18 protein-coding genes are annotated in these 19,425 nt (G+C 74.7%); 9 read left to right on the top strand and 9 right to left on the bottom strand.

Annotation, left to right across the window (positions count from 1 at the left end; genetic code table 11):
* Nucleotides 1-20: 20 nt before the first annotated feature.
* Together ABD284_RS12800 and ABD284_RS12795 are read right to left on the bottom strand one after the other, a co-directional pair.
* Entirely contained in the window at nucleotides 21-974 is a 954-nt protein-coding gene (locus ABD284_RS12800) for an AraC family transcriptional regulator (RefSeq protein WP_344143108.1), read from the bottom strand.
* Nucleotides 975-1,013: 39 nt separating this feature from the next.
* Nucleotides 1,014-2,684, bottom strand: coding sequence for a CocE/NonD family hydrolase (locus ABD284_RS12795; RefSeq protein WP_344143107.1), 1,671 nt, complete (start codon nucleotides 2,682-2,684; stop codon nucleotides 1,014-1,016).
* A gap of 714 nt (nucleotides 2,685-3,398) precedes the next feature.
* On the opposite strand from ABD284_RS12795, the gene ABD284_RS12790 reads away from it, so the two are divergent.
* Nucleotides 3,399-4,295, top strand: coding sequence for an RpnC/YadD family protein (locus ABD284_RS12790; RefSeq protein ID WP_344143106.1), 897 nt, complete (start codon nucleotides 3,399-3,401; stop codon nucleotides 4,293-4,295).
* Nucleotides 4,296-4,406: 111 nt separating this feature from the next.
* Here the strand turns inward: ABD284_RS12790 and ABD284_RS12785 are convergent, their stop codons facing one another.
* Nucleotides 4,407-5,771: a dicarboxylate/amino acid:cation symporter gene (locus ABD284_RS12785; RefSeq protein ID WP_344143104.1), complete on the bottom strand. Its 1,365-nt coding sequence runs from the start codon at nucleotides 5,769-5,771 to the stop codon at nucleotides 4,407-4,409.
* Nucleotides 5,772-5,921: 150 nt separating this feature from the next.
* The gene (locus ABD284_RS12780; protein ID WP_344143103.1) at nucleotides 5,922-6,467 is read right to left on the bottom strand and encodes a CGNR zinc finger domain-containing protein; all 546 of its coding nucleotides are present in this window, start codon (nucleotides 6,465-6,467) and stop codon (nucleotides 5,922-5,924) included.
* A gap of 88 nt (nucleotides 6,468-6,555) precedes the next feature.
* Between ABD284_RS12780 and ABD284_RS12775 the strand changes: the two genes are divergently transcribed.
* Together ABD284_RS12775 and ABD284_RS12770 are read left to right on the top strand one after the other, a co-directional pair.
* Nucleotides 6,556-7,386, top strand: coding sequence for an alpha/beta fold hydrolase (locus tag ABD284_RS12775; RefSeq protein ID WP_344143102.1), 831 nt, complete (start codon nucleotides 6,556-6,558; stop codon nucleotides 7,384-7,386).
* Nucleotides 7,387-7,459: 73 nt separating this feature from the next.
* Entirely contained in the window at nucleotides 7,460-8,227 is a 768-nt protein-coding gene (locus ABD284_RS12770; protein WP_344143101.1) for an SDR family oxidoreductase, read from the top strand.
* 19 nt (nucleotides 8,228-8,246) lie between these two features.
* On the opposite strand, the gene ABD284_RS12765 is transcribed toward ABD284_RS12770, so the two are convergent.
* The 4 genes from ABD284_RS12765 to ABD284_RS12750 all read right to left on the bottom strand — a co-directional run bounded on the left by ABD284_RS12765 (nucleotide 8,247) and on the right by ABD284_RS12750 (nucleotide 10,815).
* Nucleotides 8,247-8,894 (bottom strand): TetR/AcrR family transcriptional regulator, encoded by a 648-nt coding sequence (locus ABD284_RS12765; protein ID WP_344143100.1) that lies wholly within the window; start codon nucleotides 8,892-8,894, stop codon nucleotides 8,247-8,249.
* 8 nt (nucleotides 8,895-8,902) lie between these two features.
* Nucleotides 8,903-9,598, bottom strand: coding sequence for a DUF4166 domain-containing protein (locus tag ABD284_RS12760; protein ID WP_344143099.1), 696 nt, complete (start codon nucleotides 9,596-9,598; stop codon nucleotides 8,903-8,905).
* Nucleotides 9,595-10,287 carry an SRPBCC family protein gene (locus ABD284_RS12755; RefSeq protein WP_344143098.1) on the bottom strand — a complete coding sequence of 231 codons (693 nt, stop codon included), beginning with the start codon at nucleotides 10,285-10,287 and terminating at the stop codon, nucleotides 9,595-9,597. Before ABD284_RS12755 ends, ABD284_RS12760 begins: the two co-directional genes overlap by 4 nt.
* Before the next feature lie 111 nt (nucleotides 10,288-10,398).
* Nucleotides 10,399-10,815: a VOC family protein gene (locus ABD284_RS12750; protein ID WP_344143097.1), complete on the bottom strand. Its 417-nt coding sequence runs from the start codon at nucleotides 10,813-10,815 to the stop codon at nucleotides 10,399-10,401.
* A gap of 98 nt (nucleotides 10,816-10,913) precedes the next feature.
* Here ABD284_RS12750 and ABD284_RS12745 point away from each other — a divergent pair, with 98 nt between their 5' ends.
* From ABD284_RS12745 to ABD284_RS12735, 3 genes are all read left to right on the top strand, one after another.
* Nucleotides 10,914-11,498 (top strand): TetR/AcrR family transcriptional regulator, encoded by a 585-nt coding sequence (locus ABD284_RS12745; protein ID WP_344143096.1) that lies wholly within the window; start codon nucleotides 10,914-10,916, stop codon nucleotides 11,496-11,498.
* A 69-nt stretch (nucleotides 11,499-11,567) separates the two neighbouring features.
* On the top strand, nucleotides 11,568-13,322 hold the full coding sequence (locus tag ABD284_RS12740) for a thiamine pyrophosphate-requiring protein (protein ID WP_344143095.1): 1,755 nt from the start codon (nucleotides 11,568-11,570) through the stop codon (nucleotides 13,320-13,322).
* A gap of 1,592 nt (nucleotides 13,323-14,914) precedes the next feature.
* Nucleotides 14,915-16,222 carry a DUF418 domain-containing protein gene (locus ABD284_RS12735; RefSeq protein ID WP_344143093.1) on the top strand — a complete coding sequence of 436 codons (1,308 nt, stop codon included), beginning with the start codon at nucleotides 14,915-14,917 and terminating at the stop codon, nucleotides 16,220-16,222.
* A 58-nt stretch (nucleotides 16,223-16,280) separates the two neighbouring features.
* Here ABD284_RS12735 and ABD284_RS12730 read toward each other — a convergent pair whose 3' ends face one another.
* Nucleotides 16,281-16,631 carry an ArsR/SmtB family transcription factor gene (locus tag ABD284_RS12730; protein WP_344143092.1) on the bottom strand — a complete coding sequence of 117 codons (351 nt, stop codon included), beginning with the start codon at nucleotides 16,629-16,631 and terminating at the stop codon, nucleotides 16,281-16,283.
* 55 nt (nucleotides 16,632-16,686) lie between these two features.
* Here ABD284_RS12730 and ABD284_RS12725 point away from each other — a divergent pair, with 55 nt between their 5' ends.
* From ABD284_RS12725 to ABD284_RS12715, 3 genes are all read left to right on the top strand, one after another.
* Nucleotides 16,687-17,445, top strand: a complete 759-nt coding sequence (locus ABD284_RS12725; protein ID WP_344143090.1) for an SDR family NAD(P)-dependent oxidoreductase — start codon at nucleotides 16,687-16,689, stop codon at nucleotides 17,443-17,445.
* 65 nt (nucleotides 17,446-17,510) lie between these two features.
* The gene (locus ABD284_RS12720; RefSeq protein ID WP_344143089.1) at nucleotides 17,511-18,527 is read left to right on the top strand and encodes a tyrosine-type recombinase/integrase; all 1,017 of its coding nucleotides are present in this window, start codon (nucleotides 17,511-17,513) and stop codon (nucleotides 18,525-18,527) included.
* 43 nt (nucleotides 18,528-18,570) lie between these two features.
* A complete protein-coding gene (locus ABD284_RS12715) occupies nucleotides 18,571-19,371 on the top strand; it encodes an exodeoxyribonuclease III (protein ID WP_344143088.1) in 801 nt (266 codons plus the stop codon).
* Nucleotides 19,372-19,425 lie beyond the last annotated feature (54 nt).

Below are 19,425 nucleotides of genomic sequence, written 5' to 3'. Positions count from 1 at the left end.
CGCGCGCCCGCGGCCGGTGCTCAGGACCCGGCCGGCGCCGCGCCGACGCGGCCGCGGTGCTGGGCCGGGCTGATGCCGTGCACCCGTTTGAACGCCGCGCTCAGCGCGAACGGCGTGGCATAGCCGACCCGCCGCGCCACCGCGGTGACGGTGGCCTCGGGCTCGCGCAGCAGCTGCGCCGCCAGCTCCAGCCGCCACCCGGTCAGATAGGCCATCGGCGGTTCGCCCACCGCCTCGGTGAACCGGCGCGCCAGCGTCGCCCGCGACACCCCCGCGGCCGCCGCCAGCTCGGCCACCGTCCAGGGGCGCTCGGGCGACTCGTGCAGCAGCCGCAGCGCCGGCCCGGCCACCGCGTCGCCCTGGGCGCGGTACCAGCCCGGCACCGCGCGTCCCGGTTCGGCGAACCAGGAGCGCAGAGCCGAGATCACCAGCAAATCCAGCAGCCGGTCCAACACGACGTCCTGGCCGGGCTCGTCGCGGTCCAGCTCGGCGTCGATGTCGCCCAGCAGGGGCGCGCTCCAGGCTCCCGCGTCCAGCACCACCACCGCGGGCAGCGCGCTCAGCAGCCGGTGGCCGATCTGGGCGCCCATGCGGTAGGTGCCCACCAGCAGCCGCGCGTGGGCGTCGGCGCGGCTGCCCCACAGCCGCACCCCCAGCCCCAGCACCTGCGAGAGCGGCTCTCCCTGGGGCGTGGTGCAGTGCTCCCCGGGCTCGATGAACACCTGCGGCGCGGTGCCGGGGTCGTCGGCGAAGGTGTAGGGGGCGGGCCCGCGCATGAGGGCCGCCCCGCCCACCGGCACGCGGCACGGCTCGCCGCCCTCGGGCACCACCCAGGTCTCGCCGCGGCGCGGGGCCACCAGCGACAGCGGGGCGCGGTCCTGCACCCGCACCGCCCAGGGCGGGTCCATGGCCACACGGCACAGGAACGCCCCCCGCGCGCGGGGCCCGTCGAGAAGGCCGGCCAAAGCGTCCACACCGGCAGCCTAGACGCCGCGCGCCCCCGGCGCGTGCCCTCACGCGGTGCTCAGCGGCAGCTCCACCGCCGAGGGGTGCGCGCCGTCGTGCAGGATGCGCAGGTCGTTGGTTCGCATCGCGGTGCCCGACTGGTCGCCGGTACCCAGGTTGCGCTCGTAGCGGGGGTGGGCGCCACCGGTCACCAGCACCCCCACGCGGTGGCCGCGGGCGAAGAGGTGGGCCGCGGGCCACATCCGTACCCGCGCCCGGTACACCCGCCCCGCGCCGCCGGCGGAGCCCGCCTCCTCGCCGCCGCGGCCGCCGGGCTCCAGCCGCACGACGCCGTCGCACACGTGGACCCACCGGCCCTGCGGGTCCACGTCGCACAGCCGCACGAACACGTCGCAGTGCTCCAGCTCCGAGCAGACGTCGACCTGCGCCGAGACCGGGCCCGCCGCCTCGACCGCCTCCTCCAACTCGGGTCCGGCGAATGCGGCCACGTCGGCGCGGCCCAGCAGGGTGCGGCTGTCCTTCGCGCCGCCGCCGAAGAGCACCGGACCGCCCACCGAGGGGGTGGGATCGGCCGGGTCGTAGCGCAGCGGGGTGGGCGCGCACGCGCCGGGGCGCTGGCGGCCCAGCCGGCCCCCGGGGTGCAGGAACAGCGGTGTCGGGGTCCGCTCGGGCGGCGGCCAGGCGTCGAGGTCGCGCCAGCGCCCGGCGCCGCCGCCCACCCACACCCGCACGCCTTCAGCGGGCGCTCGGCCGCCGCGCAGGGCGTGCTCCAGAACGGCGAAGGCCTCGCTCATGTAGGTGCGGGTGAACAGGCCCCACCCGTGCGTCCAGGGCCCGATCAGCAGCCGCACGCTGCGGCGGGCGCCGCTCTCGCCCGAGCGCAGCGCCGCATAGCCCTCCAGCACCCCGGGCAGGAACGGGTCGTACCAGCCCCCGGCCAGGTGGACGAGGGGCGGCAGGCGCTCGGCGTTGGCGGTGTGGTCCATGGCCTGCCACAGCGCGCCGGGGCGCCGGTGGGCGAGCCACTCCTGGAAGACGTCGATCCTGTGCCCGGCCAGGACCCGGTCGGCCTCGCTCACCGGCAGGTGCGCGTTGGCGCGCCGGCCCCGCAGCAGCGCCGGGAGCAGGGCCGCGGCACCGCGCAGCAGCGAGGGGTCGCCGCCGGCGCGGCCCAGCGAGCTCATCTGCTGGGCCCACCGCAGCCAGTCGCCCAGCGCCAGGACGCCGCCGCGGTAGAGGAAGGTCGAGTACACCTCGGGCGGTGCGTCCTGGATGAGGGCGGCGCGCCACTCGCCGATCGCCTCGGCGCCCATCTGCCACTGCGTGTAGCCCAGGAAGCTGGCGCCCCAGGTGGCCATCGCCCCGCAGAACCAGGGGCGGGTGCGCAGCCAGTCCATGACCGCGCCCGGTTCTCCCGGGTCCAGCAGCCAGCCGCGGAAGCGGCCGCTGGAGCCGCCGGTGCCCGCGGTGGCGACGATCAGCACCTGGTAGCCGCGCTTGGCGATGAGCCGGGCGGTCCAGGCGCCGGAGCGGCGGCCGTAGGGGGTGCGCATCAGCACCAGCGGGGCGCGCTCGTCGTCGGCGGGATGGTAGCGGTCGGCCAGCAGCCGGCCGCCGCCGGGCAGGGGGATCGCCAGCCGGCGGCGGACGAGTATGCGCGGGCAGCGCACGGGCGGCAGGCCGGCCTTCCAGCCGGCGCCGCGGTCGGACCAGGGCACGGTGACTCCTCACGGCGGCGTGCGGGGGCCGTCGCGGCCCCCGCACTGCGGTAGCGATCCGGCCCAGCATATCCAAGTTTCAGAAAATTCTGAACATTCAGAAACCATGAGGATGTCCGAGTGCGGCCGCCACAGGGCCGCGTCCGGGCCGTCCTGAACCGGGTCTCGCCTTCGCGCGACCGCGCCGGCTCCGGCCCGGTCACCGAGCCGCCTTGTGCGGCCTGCTGAGCCTCCGCCGAGGGGCCCTGCCCGTCGGCTCAGGTCGTGAGCCGGTCGGTCCGGGCCATGGGCCCGGCGTGGAGCGGATCCGGGATCGCGCCGTCCCCGGTGGCGAAGCCCCCGGGCTCAAACGATGGTCACCTTGGCGCCGGACTCGGCGACCGCGCCGACGACATCCGGACGATGTGTCGCCGGCGCTGCTCGCGCGGCGCAAAGGGGAGGTTTTTCGGTCGGGGCGGCGCCGGCACCCGCGCCGCCTTCGGACGGGTGGGGGCACCGGCCCGCACCCGCCGGAGGGGGACACGTCCGCCCAGGTCGCCGACCAGGTCCGCACCCGCGCAATTGCGCCGGCGGCGCGGGAGGTAGCGGTGGCGCCGCGGCCCACACGCCGCCTTGGCAATTCGGACGGCCCCGGTGACCGGGGCTTTTTCGGCATCCCCGGCGGATTCGCGGAATCGCCCGCAGGGGCGCGCACACCCCCGGTAGCTTCCTGCCATGCCCACCACCGAACACGAGATGCCGCTGGAGTTCCTGCGCAACCGCCCCGAACTGGCGGCGCTGCTGCTGGAGCGCTCCTTCGGGATCTGCGTCCCCGACTACGACGAGACCCACCTGGCCTCGGGCGACTGCACCGACAACCAGCCCCGGGAGTACCGCCCCGACGGGGTCGTCGTACTCAGAAACGCCGGAGTCGACCGGCTGGCGGTGGTGACCGAGGTCCAGCGCAGAACCGACGAGCGCAAGCGCTACACCTGGCCCGTCTACCTCGCCACGTTGCGCTCCCGCCTGGAGTGCCCGGCGGTCCTGCTGGTGATGTGCCCCGACCCGGCCACAGCCAAGTGGGCCGGCCAGCCCATCGACATGGGCCACCCGAACTGGCACCTGGTTCCGCTGGTACTGGGCGAGGACCGGACACCGGTGGTGACCTCCGTCGAGGAAGCCGTCGCCGTGCCCGAACTGGCGATCCTCTCGGCTCTGGCGCACGGCGGGGAGGACATGCGCACCATCGTGGCCTGCGCCGAAGCTCTGTATTCCGTGCCTAAGGAACTGTTCAAGCTCTACTATGACTTCGTGGCCACGGCGCTGTCCGGCGCGGCTCGACGGAATTGGGACGAACTCATGCGAACCACTGAGAGTTACCAGAGCGAATTCGCCCGCAAGTACGTGGGCATCGGCGAAGCCAAGGGCGAGGCCAGGGGCGAGGCGAAAGGCCTGGTAAAGGGGAGGGTCGAAGGCGAAGCCACGGCTGTGCTGCGGGTTCTGCAATCCCGGGGCATCCCCGTGCCGGAGGAGGCGCGGGAGCGCATCTCGTCCTGTACCGATCTGGACCGGCTCGACGCCTGGCTGGACCGCGCTGCCCTGGTCGACTCCGTCGACGAGCTGTTCCGCTGAGGCTTTCCGGAAGGCCGCTGCCAGGGCCGGCGCTCCCCCCGGCCTGCGGCGGCCGCCTGCGGTCGGCGGCGCGCTCGGATGAGGCGCCGCCGACCGCCGGTCCCCGCCGGCTCAGCCGGGCGGGTGCGGCGCCGAACCCTCGGCGGGACCCGGTGAGGCGGCCTGGGCGCGCTCTTCGGGCGCGGCGCCCTGGGTCCGGCCCGAGTCGCCGGCCTCCTCGGGCTCGTGCATCATCCCGCGCTCGGTGCGGGCGATGATGCGGGTGCCCGTCAGGTCCCCGGTGACGTTGCACATGGTGCGGACCATGTCCAGGATCGCGTCGATGCCGGCCACCAGCGCCACCGGCGCGAACGGCAGCCCCGCCTGGGTCACCGCCAGCGAGAGCATGATCAGCCCCGCCCCCGGCACCCCGGCCGTGCCGATCGAGGCCAGAACGCCCACCAGCACCACCATCAGCAGCTGGCCCACGGTCAGCTCGACTCCGGCGACGTTGGCGACGAAGACGGTGGCCGCACCCACGTAGATCGCCGTGCCGTCCATGTTGACGGTGGCGCCCAGCGGCAGCGTGAAGCCGTAGACGCCCTCGTCGACGCCCATGCGCCGGGCGGCGCGGGTGGAGACCGGCAGGGTTCCGCTGCTGGAGCGGGTCGCGAAGGCCGTCACCATGGGCTCGCGCGCCGCGCCGAAGAAGCGCCGCAGCCCGATCCCGAACAGCGCCATCAGCCCGACATACACCGCGATCTGCACGGCCACCCCGCCGTAGACCACGGCGGTGAGCTTGGCCAGCGGCAGCAGCGCGTCGGCTCCGGTCTCGGCCATCACCACGGCGATCAGCGCGAACACGCCCACCGGGGCGTAGTGCAGCACGCCGCGCACGATGAGGAACACCAGCTCCACGCCCGCGTCCACGCCGCGGCGCAGCAGCTCGCCCAGGCCGCGCACGCGCTCGTCGGTGCCGGCGCGCATGAACGCCAGCGCGATGCCGGCGGCGATCGCGGCGAACATCACCGCCAGCACGTTGCCTTCGGCCAGGGCGGCGAAGGGGTTCTCGGGGATGACGTTGAGCAGGGTCTCGGTCACCGGCGGCGCCTTCTCGGGGCTCTGCTCGGCCTGGCCGGGCGCGGCCAGCCCGGCGCCGGGGGAGACCGCCAGCGCCAGCAGGATGCCGGCGGTGATCGCCACCGCGGAGGTGGCCAGGTAGAACACCAGCGCCTTGAGGCCGATGCCGCCCAGCCGGGCCGGGCTGATGGAGGAGACGCCGGCGATGAGGGTGAGCACGACCAGCGGCATGACCAGCATCTGCAGAAGCCGCAGGAACACGTCGCCCAGCGGCTGCAGCGCGGTTGCGGGCTCGCCCACCAGCAGCCCGGTGGCGGCGCCGGCCACCAGGGCGATCGCCAGCTTGTAGATGAGCGGGAAGTCGAGGTAGCGCCGCCACAGGGATCTCCCCGGCGTTCTCGAAGGGTGCTCGGCCATGGAAACGTCGTCCTTTGCGCTCGTATACGCGGCGGCGGGGGTGTGCCGCCTCGCTGGGGTGACTTCCCGCGGGCGGGGCCCGGGCACCGCCGGCGCGCGTATCGCAACCGATGCTTTACATCCGGTAGCGGCGCGCGGGGCCGGGCGGGCTCAGCCGCGGCGGGTGCGGTAGGAGCGCATCTTGTGGCGGGCGCCGCAGATCTCCATGCTGCACCAGCTACCGGAGTTGGCGGGGGAGCGGTCGTAGAAGACCCACCGGCACTCGGGGGCGGCGCAGACCTTCAGCCGGTCGCGCCGGCCGCCGATCTCGGCGGCGGCCAGGGCGGCCAGCACCGCGGCGAGCAGCCCTTCCGCGCCTTGGGCGCCCTCGGCCTCGGGCCCGAGCAGGCGCGGCGCGGGCTCGTCGGCCCGCCAGCGCGGCGGGCCCAGCAGGGCGCGCGACTCCGCGCTCAGCCGCGCCCTGGCCGGGCCCGGTGCGCGGCCCTGCAGGTGGTCGCGCAGCGCTTCGCGCACCCCGCGCAGCCGCTGCGCCTGGCCCGGTGCCAGAGCGCCGGCGGCGAAGCCCCGCCCGCCCAGCCAGGCGCGGGCGCCGGCGCTGTCGGCCAGAGCGTCGGTGCCGTGCAGGAAGGCGGCGGTGTTGCAGAACGACTCGACCAGGGCGAGCTCGCCCGGTGCGCAGGGACGCGTGTAGACCACCCCGCGATGTTACCGCCTCGCACGCCATGCCGGTAACTGCTACCGTTACCGCCATATCCGCAAAGACGGTAACGAAAGGGGAGGGGCCGTGACCGACACACCCGCCACCGCACTCACCGAGACCTTCGAGGCACCCAACGGCCGCATCGCCTGGACCCGCATCGGCGAGGGCCCCGCCGTCGTCCTCATGCACGGCACCCCCTTCTCCTCCGCCGTCTGGCGCGACATCGCCGCCGCCCTGGCCCCGCGCCACACCGTCTACCTGTGGGACATGCCCGGCTACGGCCGCTCCCAGATGCACCCCGACCAGGACGTCGGCCTCGCCGCCCAGCAGCAGGCCTTCACCCGGCTGCTGGCGCACTGGGACCTCGAGGCCCCCGCCGTGGTCGCCCACGACTTCGGCGGCGCCGTCGCCCTGCGCAGCGCCCTGCTCGACGGCGCCGCCTACAGCCGCCTGGCTCTGGTCGACGCCGTCAGCCTGCGCCCCTGGGGCAGCGACCTCTTCCGCCTCGTCGCCGCGCACCCCGACGTCTTCTCCGCCCTGCCCGCACCCATGCACCGCGCCCTGGTCGAGGCCTACATCGCCTCCGCCGCCCACCGCCCCCTGCGCGCCGCCGACGCCGCCGAACTCGCCGACCCCTGGCTCGGCGCGACCGGGCAGGCCGCCTTCTACCGCCAGATCGCCCAGGCCGACGAGCGCCACACCGCCGAGATCGAAGACGACCTGCACCGCCTGCCCATGCCCGTCACCGTCGTGTGGGGACAAAACGACGCCTGGCTGGCGCCCTCGATCGGCCACCGCCTGGCCCGCGCCATCGGCCACGCCCGCCTGCACACCGTGCCCGGCGCCGGCCACCTCATCCAGCACGACGCCCCCGCCCAGCTCACCGGCCTGATCACCGACTTCCTGGGCCGCTGACCGCCCCGGTGGCGCCGGGCGGCGCAAGGAAAACCCGGTGCGCCCCGCCGCGGCTGCGGCGAAGATGGCGCCCATGGACGCCCACACCGCCATCCGCCCCGTCGCGCTGGTCACCGGGGCCGGACGCACCTCCAACATCGCCGCCGCCACCGCGCGCACCCTCGCCGCCCACGGCTGGGACGTCGCCTTCACCTACTACCGCCCCTACGACGCCCGCATGCCCTGGGGCGCCGAAGAGGGCGCCGCCCGCGCCCTGCACGCCGCCATCACCGACCACGGCGTCCGCGCCCTGGGCGTTGAGGCCGACCTGGCCGACCCCCAGGCCCCCGCCCGCCTCATGGACACCGTCACCGAGCGCCTGGGCCCCGCCACCGCGCTGGTCCTGGCCCACTGCGAGTCGGTGGACTCCGGCCTGCTCGAGACCACCCTCGACAGCTTCGACCGCCACTTCGCCGTCAACACCCGCGCCGCCTGGCTGCTCATCCGCGAGTACGCCCTGCGCCTGCAAGCCCCCCACGGCGCCGGCCGCATCATCGCCCTCACCAGCGACCACACCGCCCACAACCTGCCCTACGGCGCCAGCAAAGGCGCACTGGAGCGCATCACCCTGGCCGCGGCAACCGAACTGGCGCACCTGGGCGTCTCGGCCAACGCCCTCAACCCCGGCCCCGTCGACACCGGCTGGATGAGCGCCGAACTGGCCGAACACCTGCGCAGCGCCACCCCGCTCGGCCGGCTCGGCACCCCCCAGGACTGCGCCGACCTCATCGGGTTCCTCTGCTCACCCCGCGGCGGCTGGGTCAACGGCCAGCTGATCGCCAGCAACGGCGGCCTGTCCTGAGCCCGCACCCCGCGGCCGGCTACCCCCGGCGCGCGGGCGCCGAGGACGCCCGCCGCAGCCGGGCGCGCAGCGCCCGCTGCGCCAGCGGCCCCATCTCCTCCACCACGGCCGCCGTCCGGGCCAGCTGCTCCAGCGACGCCAGCGCCCGCTCGGCGCCGGCCGCATCGGCCCCCTCGTACAGCTCCAGCCCCACGAAACCGGCCGCCACCGCCCGCGCCAGCCCGCCCACATCCACCAGGTCGGCCATCGGCCCGCCCGAGAGCACCCGCCCCAGCACCTGCTCCAGCTCGGCGATCCACAGCTCCAGCCCCGCCGCGGTGGCCTCGGCCAGGCGCGGGTGGCTCTGGGCGCCCGCCAGCAGCTGGCCCAGGGTGGCCACATGCCCGGCCGCCCGCTCCTCGGCGTGGACCGCGCGCCCCAGCTCCACCAGCTCGTCCAGGCTCGCCACGGCGGCGAACCGCTCGCGGTAGTGCGCCACCCGCTGCCCGACGCCGTAGCGGCACGCCTCGGCCAGCAGGTTGTCCACGCTGCCGAAGTGGTAGAAGACCAGGCCCTGGTTGACCCCGGCCGCGGCCGCGATGGTGCGCGCCGAGGCGCCCGCGATGCCGTGCTCCACCAGGGTCTGCAAAGCCCCGGCGAGCAGCCGGGTGCGGGTCTCCTGGCTCATGGGCCGAACTATACGCGCTGCTCCTCGCGCACCGCCCGCAGACCGGCGCACCGCCCCAGCGCGGCCGCGTCGGGGTAGTCGGCCTCGAACCAGCCCTCGTAGCCGAACAGCGCCCCCAGGACCGGGTTGTCCACCACCACCGCGATGCGAAAGCACCCGGCCCGGTCGTCGTAGGACTCGCGCACCCGTGCCCGCCCCGCCAGCGCCGCGGGCACGCCCGCGTCGACGGGGCCCTCGCGCAGCCGGTGGCGGCCCGACTCGATCAGCAGCTCCCCGCCGGGCCCCGCCGCCGCATGCAGATCGGTGGCCAGGTGCTGGTGGGTGCCCAGGTAGTCGACGATGCAGCCGCGCTCGGGGGAGTAGACCATGTGGGCGTCGAACCGCCGCCGGCGCTGGGGGAAGGCGAAGCTGCGCACGAAGGTGAGCGCCTCGCGGCCGAACGAGTCGCGGTAGGGCGCGTTGACCACGGTGAAGGGCACGTTCTCCCCGGCCTCGGGCAGCAGGACGTTGCGCAGCGCGCCCAGCGCCAGCAGCGGCCGCACCGGCCACCGGCCGTGCCAGACGCGGTGCATCACGCCGCGGCCCACGCAGCCCCGCCCCGTGGACAGCCCCGCTGAGAAGCGGTGCTGCAGCCGGGGGTGCAGCCGCTGGAAGTCGGCGCCCAGCGCGCGCACGAACAGCGGGGGAGTCTCCGCGGCGCTCATCGAACGGCCCCCCGCCCCGCGCGGACGGGTGCGGGCGCGGGCGCGGCGGGCCGGCGGCGGCAGCGCCGCGCCGCGGGGACGCCGCGCGGCACCGGCAGCAGCACCGCCGCCGCGGCCAGGGCGGCCACGGCCCAGCCCGGCAGCGCCGTCGCGGCGGCCGCCAGCAGCAGCGCGCGCAGGCCCGTATTCACCAGAGCCCGCCCGCGCAGCCGCTCGGGCGCGGTGCCCTCCTCGCACCACAGCCGCAGGCGGTCGAAGGACCAGGCGGTGGCCCAGTCCATCAGCGGCCCCACGATCACGGCGTCGGCCGCCCGGCCGGCCCGGCCCCAGCGGGGGCGGTAGCGGTAGCCGGTGGCGAAGTCGATGCCGCCGGGGCGCGGCGTGTAGCGCCAGTGGCCGCCGCCGCGGGCGATCGGGCTCAGCGGGTGGTCGGAGGCGAAGCGCAGCGCCGAGGTGCGGATGCCGTCGGCGCGGGCGCGCTCGGCGGTGGTGTGCCCGGTCCCGGTGATCACCACCCCGGGCAGCAGGCGCGTGGCGTAGGCGAAGCGCTGGGCGCGCCCGGCGTCGCCGTCCAAGGCGGAGATGGAGGAGAAGCGCAGATCCCAGCGCCGGTGCTGGGCGGGGTCGCGGGTGCGGCGCCACACCCGCTCCATCGGGGCGGCGATGGCGGTCTCCACATACAGCTGCACGGCCGACCTCCCGGCACAGACGTTTTTGAGCGGTCGCTCAAACGGCAGCCTAAACCGATTTGAGCGACCGCTCAAGGGCGGGGCCGGCGCGACCGCCGCCCGCCGCCCTCGTCACAACCCGTGGGCGGCCAGCCACTGCGGATCCGCCTCCACCAGCTGCAGCACCTCCACCACCACCCCCTCCGGACCACGGACCTGGAAGCGCCGCTGCCCCCACGGCTCGGTGACCACCTCCAGCGCGAAGTCCGCACCCGCACCGCGCAACCGCTCGGCCTCGGCGTCGACGTCGCCGACCAAGAACGCCACCATCGCCCCGGCCACCGCCCGCCCCCGCAGCCCCTCGGGCAGGGACGCGTGGTCGCAGTGCACGAAGTCCAGGCTCACCGACGGCAGATCGGGCGATGCGGTGTTGACGTACCAGCCGATGTCGATGTTCACGCCGAAGCCGAAATGCTCGGCGAACCACCGCGCACACCCGGCCGGGTCCTGCACCGACAACGCGAATCCGACCAGGTTCTTGGTCTGCATACCACTCCCTTCGCCGACTACTGCACCCCATAGTACTATGGGCGGAGTACTCCACATGAAGTGGTTTTTCGCGACACGTCAGGAGAGCACCACCCCCCATGGCCCGAACCAACGAGACCCGCCGCCGCGCACTCCTGGACGCCGCCATCGACGTCCTCGCCGACCACGGAGCCCGCGGCCTCACCTTCCGCGCCGTCGACACCGCCGCCGCCGTACCCCCCGGCACCGCCTCCAACTACTTCCCCGACCGCGACACCCTGCTCGCCCAGGCCGGCGCCCACGTCCACATCCGCCTGGCCCCCACCCCCCACCGCATGGCCGAACTCACCGCACCCGCCCCCACCCGCGAAACCGTCCGCACCGCCATGCACGACCTCTACGACCGCATCACCCGCGACCCCGCCGGCTACATCGCCCTGCTCGAACTACGCCTGGAAGGCATCCGCCGACCCGACGTCCGCCACGCCCTCACCGCCGCCATCAGCACCAACATCGCCGACAACATCGCCTTCCACGTCGACGGCGGCTACCCCGGCGGCCGCCGCACCGCCGTCGCCCTCTACCTCGCCATGAGCGGCCTGATCGTCGAACGCCTCACCCTGCCCGACGCCTGGCGCGACCCCGGATTCCCCCGCATCATCGACGACCTCGTCGACACCGCCCTACCCCCCGACACCCCCTGACCCGCCACACCACCGAAAAGCCCCACACCCTGGCCGAACACCCCCACCACGGATGCTTGACTGGGCGCCATGGACACCACGCCCTACACCACCAGCACCGCCTTCCTCGAAGCCCTCACCGAAGCCGGCGTCGAATACGTCTTCGCCAACCTCGGCAGCGACCACCCCGGCATCGTCGAGGCCTACGCCCACGCCCGCGCCGACGGCGACGCCCACCGCTTCCCCCGCATGATCATCTGCCCCCACGAAAGCGTCGCCTTCTCCGCCGCCCAGGGCTACGCCCAAACCACCGGACGCCCCCAAGCCGTCATCGTCCACGTCGAATGCGGCACCCAGAACATCGGCGGCATGCTCCACAACGCCGCCAAAGGCCGCACCCCCGTCCTCGTCTTCGCCGGCGCCTCACCCTTCACCCAGTACGGCGAACACACCGGCAGCCGCAACGAGTTCATCCAGTGGATCCAAGACGTCCACGACCAGCGCGGCATCGTCCGCGGCTACACCAAGTACGACAACGAGATCCGCACCGGCGCCAACGTCAAACAACTCGTCCACCGCGCCATGCAGATCGCCACCAGCGAACCCGCCGGACCCGTCTACCTCGTCGGCGCCCGCGAGGTCATGGAGCAGCACCTCGACCCCGCCCAGGCCGACGACCCCCGCTACCACCTCCAGCGCACACCCCCCGTCGCCCCCGCCGCACTCGACCCCCACACCACCGACACCGTCGCCCGCGCCCTCGCCCACGCCGACACCCCCCTCATCGTCACCTCCTACCTCGGCCGCGACCCCCGCGCCGTGCCCCAGCTCGTGCACCTGGCCGAACAACTGGCCATCCCCGTGCTGGAGTCGGTGCCCATGCGGCTCAACTTCCCCGCCGACCACCCCCTCCACGCCGGCTACCAGTGGAACACCCAGGAGCCCACACCCGCCCTCGCCGAAGCCGACACCGTCCTGGCCCTCGACACCGACGTCCCGTGGATCCCCCTGAGCAACCCGCCCCGCCCCGACGCCCGCATCTTCGTCATCGACACCGACCCCCTCAAAGAGCAGATGCCGCTGTGGCACGTGCCCGCCGAAACCTTCTCCCGCGCCCAGGCCCGCACCGCCCTCGACCAGCTCTGCACCCACATCGACCACACCGGCCTCGCCGACGGCGACGCCGTCGCCCGGCGCCGCACCCGCCTGCACCGCCGGCACGACCAGCGCCGCGCCGCCGCGGCCGAACGCGAGCAGCCCCACCCCGACGCCATCACCCCCCAGTCCCTCGTCGCCCAGCTGCGCGACCTGCTCGCCACCGTCGAGCAGGACACCATCGTGCTCACCGAGGCCATCTCCAACTACCAGACCGTCAACGAGCACCTGGGCGCCACCCGCCCCGGCAGCCTCATCGGCTCCGGCGGCGGCTCCCTGGGCTGGCACGCCGGCGCCGCCATCGGCGCCAAGCTCGCCCACCCCCACAGCCTCGTGGTCAGCCTCGTCGGCGACGGCTCCTACCTCTTCGGCGTGCCCTCCTCCACCTACTGGGTCGCCCGCCGCTACAACACCCCGACCCTCACCGTCGTCTTCGACAACCGCGGCTGGAAGTCGCCCAAACTCTCCACCCTGGGCGTGCACCCCGACGGCGCGGCGGCCGCCAACGACGACTTCAACACCGGCTTCGACCCCGAAGCCGACCTGCCCGGCATCGCCGCGGCCGCCGGCGGGGCCTGGGGCCGCACCGTCGACCGCCCCGACCAGCTCGCCGGCGCCCTCAAAGAGGCCGTCGCGGCGGTGCAGGGCGGCAGGCCGGCCGTGCTCAGCGTGCACGTGCCCAAGGTCTGACCCGGGGCCGGGGGAGCCGCGGGGCCGCACCGCGGCCGGAAAGGCCCGCTCATCCCACACGACCGCCGCCCGCCGCCGGAGCGGACCGCCGCGGCACGGGGGAGGCCGGTGCCCTGATGCAGGACATGGGGCATTACATAAAACGGGGGAGTGCCGCCGGTGTCCGCGCGTATCCGCTCCGCGCCGACACCGGCGCCCGCGCCCACCGCCGAGCACGGCGCGCCACGGACCAGGCACCGGCTCCTGCGACACGCTCGCTGTGGGCGGCGTGTCGCGGTACACGGCGGGTGCGACCGCCGCCACCTGCAAAAACGCAGGGGAGCGGGGGAGTGGCACCCGCGACGCGGGGACCTGGCCCGCGCCGGGGGCCCGGCGCCCGCGCGGCGCGCACAGCAAACGGGACCGGGCGTTCGGCCACCCCGGGGACCGGACCGGCTGCGCCGAAGACCGGCTCGGCGAGCGCGGCGCGGTGGGCGGGGACGAACGCGCCGTCCACGGCGCGCGGGGCGCATCGCCGGTTCGTTGAACGGGAGGCCGCCGCGGTGCGACGACGCGAGCGTACGGCGCCCGGCCGCGCCGCCGCCGACCGGGGCGGGGACGCGACCGCGCGAGCCGTCACAGGGTGACACAGGGGGGCGGCGAGCGCCCGGCGGTGCACTACCCAATAACGGACTTACTTTACATAATGTATATTATCGGCGCGTCGGGGACGAGCATGAAAAGCGGTGCACACCGGGTGTTTCGCGGCTATCCGGCCCCGTCAGTCCGGCGCGGCTCGGTGACCCCGCCCGGCCCTGCGGTGCCCCCGGGCACGGGGCCTCGCACCGGAGCCGCTGACAGCCGCCGCGCCGAAGCCCGCCGGGGCGAGGACGCATCCGCCGCCGACCCGGGCAGGTGGCGCCGCCGGACGTGGTGGTCCCGGCCGAGGCGTCGGCCGCGCATGAACGACACCGGGCGCGGGGTCGACCCGGGAGGCGACTCACTCCGGCAGCGGCGCCGGCGACGCGTCCACACCGGCCCGTGCGGGCTGTGCGGCGTACGGGAGCTGCTGCCCTCATACGCCGCGCCGTGGTCGCACCGGACGAGGTGCAGGCACAGGCCGGTGCCCGCGCCGTTTCCGGCGCTGACCCTTCGGCACGACGGCACCCGCCTCCGATCCTTGGCCCCCGGCCCGCAGGACGCCCCGCAGCCCGCAGGCCATGCTCCCGGGCGCCCGGGCGGCTGATGTGCCGCCGTGCCGCGTGTGCGCCCCCGTGTCGTCCGTCGCCCCCGCCCCTTTCGACCAATATGGCTAAGTTTCATGCATAAAATGTGTTATGCATCATTTGCGGATGGTGTGCGGAGGAAACTCCCGGACCCCGGGCGGCGTCTGCGGGCAGCAGGCATCCGCCACGCCTTTCGGCGCGGTCAGCCCGGCGGCGGGCGCCCCGCGGGATCCGGGCGCACGGCGGCCCTCCCGCGGTCGGCGCCCCAGACGCCTACTCCCCCGTCCGCGTTGTCTCCAGAGCCCGCCGGTCCCCCGGTTCGGCCACAACCGGTCACCGCGGAGCGGAACACCTGCATTCGGCCTCCGAACAGGCGATCCTCAGAGGGTGTCCAACAGCACCAGCACCTCACCCCGCGGCGGGTCCGGCGACGGCGCCGACCCGGCCGCCGCGCCCGACCAGAGCGCGCCCGCGCCGACCGCCGCCGCCACCGCGCCCCCGCCGCGCCCGCGCCTGGTGGGCGTGGACGTGGCCCGCGGCCTGGCGGTGCTGGGCATGTTCGTCATCCACGTCGGGCTGGGCTGGGGGCTGGGCGCCGACGGCGCCAACCCCCTCACCGACCTGGTCTCCGGCCGCGCCGCCGCGCTGTTCGCCGTGCTGGCCGGCGTGTCCATCGCGCTGCTGTCGGGCGGCTCGGCCCCGGTGCAGGGCCGCGCCATGGGCGTGGCGCTGTGGCGGGTCGTGGTGCGCGGCCTGCTCGTCCTGCCCCTCGGGGTGGGCCTGACCATGCTGGGCACACCCGTCGCGGTGATCCTGGCCTACTACGCCGCCTTCTTCGTGCTGGCCGTCCCGCTGATCGACGAGCGCTGGAAGGTCGTCGCCGGCACCGCCGCGATCCTGGCCGCGGCCGGGCCCGTGGTCTCGTTCTGGCTGCGCTCCATGATCGCCGACGGCCCGCTCGCCGGCCCCGCGGCCCTGGTCGAGGCCTACGACCCGATGGTGGCGCTGTCCGGCAGCGGCCTGCTCGACCTGCTCGTCACCGGCTCCTACCCGGCGCTGACCTGGCTGCCCTACGTACTGGCCGGCCTGGCCGTGGGCCGCCTCGACCTCACCTCGCTGCGGGTGCGCGCCGGGCTGGTGGCCACCGGCACCGCCCTGGCCGCGCTGGGCTACGGCCTGTCGTGGGTGGCGATGAACCCCATGGGCGGGCGCGCGCGCCTGGAGGCCGGCTACAGCGCCGCCGCCATGGCCGACCACGGCGGCTACACCAGCACCGCCCAGGCCATGGCCGAGGGGTTCAGCGGCACGGTGCCGGTCAACGACTGGGTGTGGCTGCTGACCGCGCTGCCGCACAGCGGCACCCCGCTGGAGCTGGCAGGCGCCGGCGGGGTCGCCATCGCGGTGCTGGGGCTGTGCCTGCTCGCCGAGCCCGTGCTGCGGCGGGTGGGCTACCCGCTGGCGGCGGTGGGATCGCTGGCGCTGACCGTCTACGTCGGCCACGTGCTGCTGATCTGGGTGGCCGAGAACGGCCTGTGGCAGGGCACGCCGCTGCAGTGGGTCACCGACGACCTGGCGCTGACGCTGCTGGTCGGCGCGCTGGGCGGGGCCACCCTCTGGCGTCTGGCGCTGGGGCGCGGCCCGCTGGAGCAGCCGCTGCACACGGTGTCCTCCTGGGCCGCCAAGCGCATCCCCTGATTCGCCCGGCCCCGCCGGACGCTCCCCGCTCCCCCGCACCCGCCGGTGCGCGCCGGCGCTAGAGGGGACCGGACTCGCGCAGGTGCACGCCGGCGCCCGCGTCGTGGGCCTCGGCCGACTCCAGAACCGGTGCCAGCAGGCCGGGGAACCGGGCGTCGAGGTCCGCGCGGCGCAGCGCGACGTAGCAGCGGGTGCCCTCCTGGCGGGTGCGGGTGATGCCGGCGTCGCGCAGCACGCGCAGGTGGTGGCTGAGGGTGGACTTGGCCACGGGGGCGCTGAGCTGGCCCCAGCCGCGCTCGCGCCCGTCGGCCAGAAGCCGCACCAGCCCCAGGCGCACCGGGTCGCCCAGTGCCGAGAGGACCTCCACCAGCGAGAGGTCGCGGGTGTGGGGGTGGTGGGCGTCGCGCATGCCCCCATGTTAGCTTGTTCGATGTTCGTCAAACATCGAATGAAAGGGATGCGCCATGCCCGCCCCCACACCCCTCACCGACCGCGTCGCCCTCGTCACCGGCGCCTCCTCCGGCATCGGCCGCGCCGCCGCAACCGCCCTCGCCCGCGCCGGAGCCCACGTCATCGCCCTCGCCCGCACACCACACGCCCTCGACGAAACCGCCCGAACCCACCCCCGCATCACACCCCACCCCGCCGACCTGCGCACCCCCGACACCCCCGCCCGCGCCGTCGACGCCGCCCTCACCGCCCACGGACGCCTCGACATCCTCGTCAACAACGCCGGCGCCACCGCCTTAATGCCCCTCACCGACACCCGCGCCGACACCATCGACGACCTCTTCACCCTCAACGTCACCGCACCCACCCTGCTCACCGCCGCCGCACTCGACCCCCTCACCCGCACCAGCGGCGCCATCGTCAACATCTCCTCCACCTACGGCCACCGCCCCATGCCCGGCGCCGCCCCCTACGCCGCCTCCAAAGCCGCCCTCGAATCCCTCACCCGCAGCTGGGCCCTCGAACTCGCACCCCACCGCATCCGCACCAACGCCCTCGCACCCGGACCCACCCGCAGCAACGCCCTCACCGCCGCCGGACTCGACCCCGACACCGTCACCCGCATCCACCACGACGAAACCCAGCGCATCCCCCTCGGCCGCCGCGGCGAACCCCACGAGATCGCCACCTGGATCACCCACCTCGCCGACCCCGCCGCCACCTGGATCACCGGCCAGGTCATCACCGTCGACGGCGGCCTCGAACTCACCTGACCCACCCCCGCGACACCCCGCCACCCCCACGTGTGCACGCCCACGCCATAGGCAATCCTTCAACCATGGACAGCACCCGCCCCACCACCCCCCGCGCCCACACCATGACCGTCGACGACGCCATCACCGAATACCTCACCGCCCGCCAACCCCAGAAGCCCTCACCCCACACCCTCGCCGCCTACCGCCGTGACCTGCACACCCTCCTGCACCACCTCGCCGACGCCGAACGCTGCCGACCCGACCAGCTCCACCTCGCCGACCTCACCGCCCCCCTCCTCCGCCACGCCTTCGCCCGATTCGCCGCCGACCGCGCCCCCACCAGCGTCACCCGCGCCTGGTCCACCTGGAACGGCTTCTTCGGCTTCCTCGTCGCCCACAACCTCACCGACGGCAACCCCATGCCCGCCGTCTCCCGCCCCCGCACCAAACCCCACCAACCCAAACCCCTCATCGGCGAAGACACCCCCGAAAAACTCCTCACCGCCCTCGCCGCCGGATGCCGCCGCGCCCGCGACCCCTGGCCCCAACGCGACTTCGCCGTCCTCGCCCTCGCCCTGCTCACCGGACTGCGCTCCGCCGAAATGCTCGACCTCACCATCGACTCCCTCGGCGGCCGACCCGGCGAACGCCGCATCCGCGTCCACGGCAAAGGCAACACCACCCGCTCGCTGCCCATCGAACCCCCGCTCGAAGCCCTCATCGACGACTACCTCCGCAGCCGCGCCGCCCGCTTCAACCGCACCCCCACCGGCAACGACGCCCTCCTCGTCGACACCCGCAACCACCCCCTGCGCCGCGGCGGCCTCCAATACCTCGTCCGCCAGTGCTACAAACACGCCGGCATCCACGACCGCGTCGCCCGCGGCACCCTCGTCCACGCCCTCCGCCACACCTTCGCCACCCGCCTCGCCGAAGACGGCGCCTCCGTCACCGAGATCATGCACCTCCTCGGCCACGCCGCCATCACCTCCTCACAGACCTACATCGACACCACCGCCGCAGCCCAACGCGACGCCGCCCGCTCCAACCGCACCTACACCGCCCTGCGCGACCTCACCCCGCCCCCCACCACCGCATGAACCCCGCACCCGCCCCACCCGCCGATTGACTACGCTTACCGACGTGCCCACGACGATCACCACCGTCAACGTCAACGGCCTGCGCGCCGCCGCACGCAAAGGCCTCCTGGACTGGCTCGACACCACCGGCGCCGACATCGTCTGCCTCCAGGAGACCCGCGCACGCCCCGAGCAGCTCACCACCGCACTCACCCGCCACCCCCGCTACCACCTGCTGCTCGCCCCCGCAGACGAACCCGGACGATCCGGCGTGGCCATCTACACCCGCACCCCGCCCCACACCCACCGAACCGGCTTCGCCACCCCCGAATTCGACAAAGCCGGCCGCTACCTCGAAGCCGACATCGGCGACCTCACCGTCGCCAGCATCTACCTCCCCTCAGGCGAGGTCGGCACCCCCCGCCAAGACGCCAAACACCGCTTCATGGACGCCTTCCTGCCCTACCTCACCCACCGCGTCCACGACACCACCACCCGCGGCCGCCACCTCCTCCTCTGCGGCGACCTCAACATCGCCCACCACCCCGCCGACCTCAAGAACTGGCGCAACAACCGCAACCACTCCGGCTTCCTCGACCACGAACGCGCCTGGCTCACCCGCCTCCTCCACACCACCGGCTGCCGCGACGTCGTCCGCACCCTCCACCCCGACACCCCCGGCCCCTACACCTGGTGGTCCTACCGCGGCCGCGCCTTCGACAACGACGCCGGCTGGCGCATCGACTACCACCTCGCCACCCCCGCCCTCGCCCGCACCGCCCACCACGCCCGCGTCGAACGCGCCCCCACCCACGACCGCCGCTGGTCCGACCACGCACCCGTCACCGTCACCTACACCCCATGACCCCCCGCACACCCGCCGACCGCCCGGCGCCCACCCCCACGCGCCCCAACCAGC

Origin of the sequence: Streptomonospora arabica, from assembly GCF_039531585.1 — a bacterium.
Taxonomy (GTDB): Bacteria; Actinomycetota; Actinomycetes; order Streptosporangiales; family Streptosporangiaceae; genus Streptomonospora; species Streptomonospora halophila.
The sequence above is the reverse complement of the archived record's forward strand: the minus strand, read 5'-3'. Positions and strand labels throughout refer to the sequence as shown.

Coding starts and splice junctions, on each gene's coding strand:
- ABD284_RS12790 (WP_344143106.1), top strand. CDS start 3,399: ATGCCCACCACCGAACACGAGATGCCGCTGGAGTTCCTGCGCAACCGC.
- ABD284_RS12785 (WP_344143104.1), bottom strand. CDS start 5,771: ATGGCCGAGCACCCTTCGAGAACGCCGGGGAGATCCCTGTGGCGGCGC.
- ABD284_RS12770 (WP_344143101.1), top strand. CDS start 7,460: ATGGACGCCCACACCGCCATCCGCCCCGTCGCGCTGGTCACCGGGGCC.
- ABD284_RS12765 (WP_344143100.1), bottom strand. CDS start 8,894: ATGAGCCAGGAGACCCGCACCCGGCTGCTCGCCGGGGCTTTGCAGACC.
- ABD284_RS12760 (WP_344143099.1), bottom strand. CDS start 9,598: ATGAGCGCCGCGGAGACTCCCCCGCTGTTCGTGCGCGCGCTGGGCGCC.
- ABD284_RS12750 (WP_344143097.1), bottom strand. CDS start 10,815: ATGCAGACCAAGAACCTGGTCGGATTCGCGTTGTCGGTGCAGGACCCG.
- ABD284_RS12745 (WP_344143096.1), top strand. CDS start 10,914: ATGGCCCGAACCAACGAGACCCGCCGCCGCGCACTCCTGGACGCCGCC.
- ABD284_RS12740 (WP_344143095.1), top strand. CDS start 11,568: ATGGACACCACGCCCTACACCACCAGCACCGCCTTCCTCGAAGCCCTC.
- ABD284_RS12730 (WP_344143092.1), bottom strand. CDS start 16,631: ATGCGCGACGCCCACCACCCCCACACCCGCGACCTCTCGCTGGTGGAG.
- ABD284_RS12725 (WP_344143090.1), top strand. CDS start 16,687: ATGCCCGCCCCCACACCCCTCACCGACCGCGTCGCCCTCGTCACCGGC.
- ABD284_RS12720 (WP_344143089.1), top strand. CDS start 17,511: ATGGACAGCACCCGCCCCACCACCCCCCGCGCCCACACCATGACCGTC.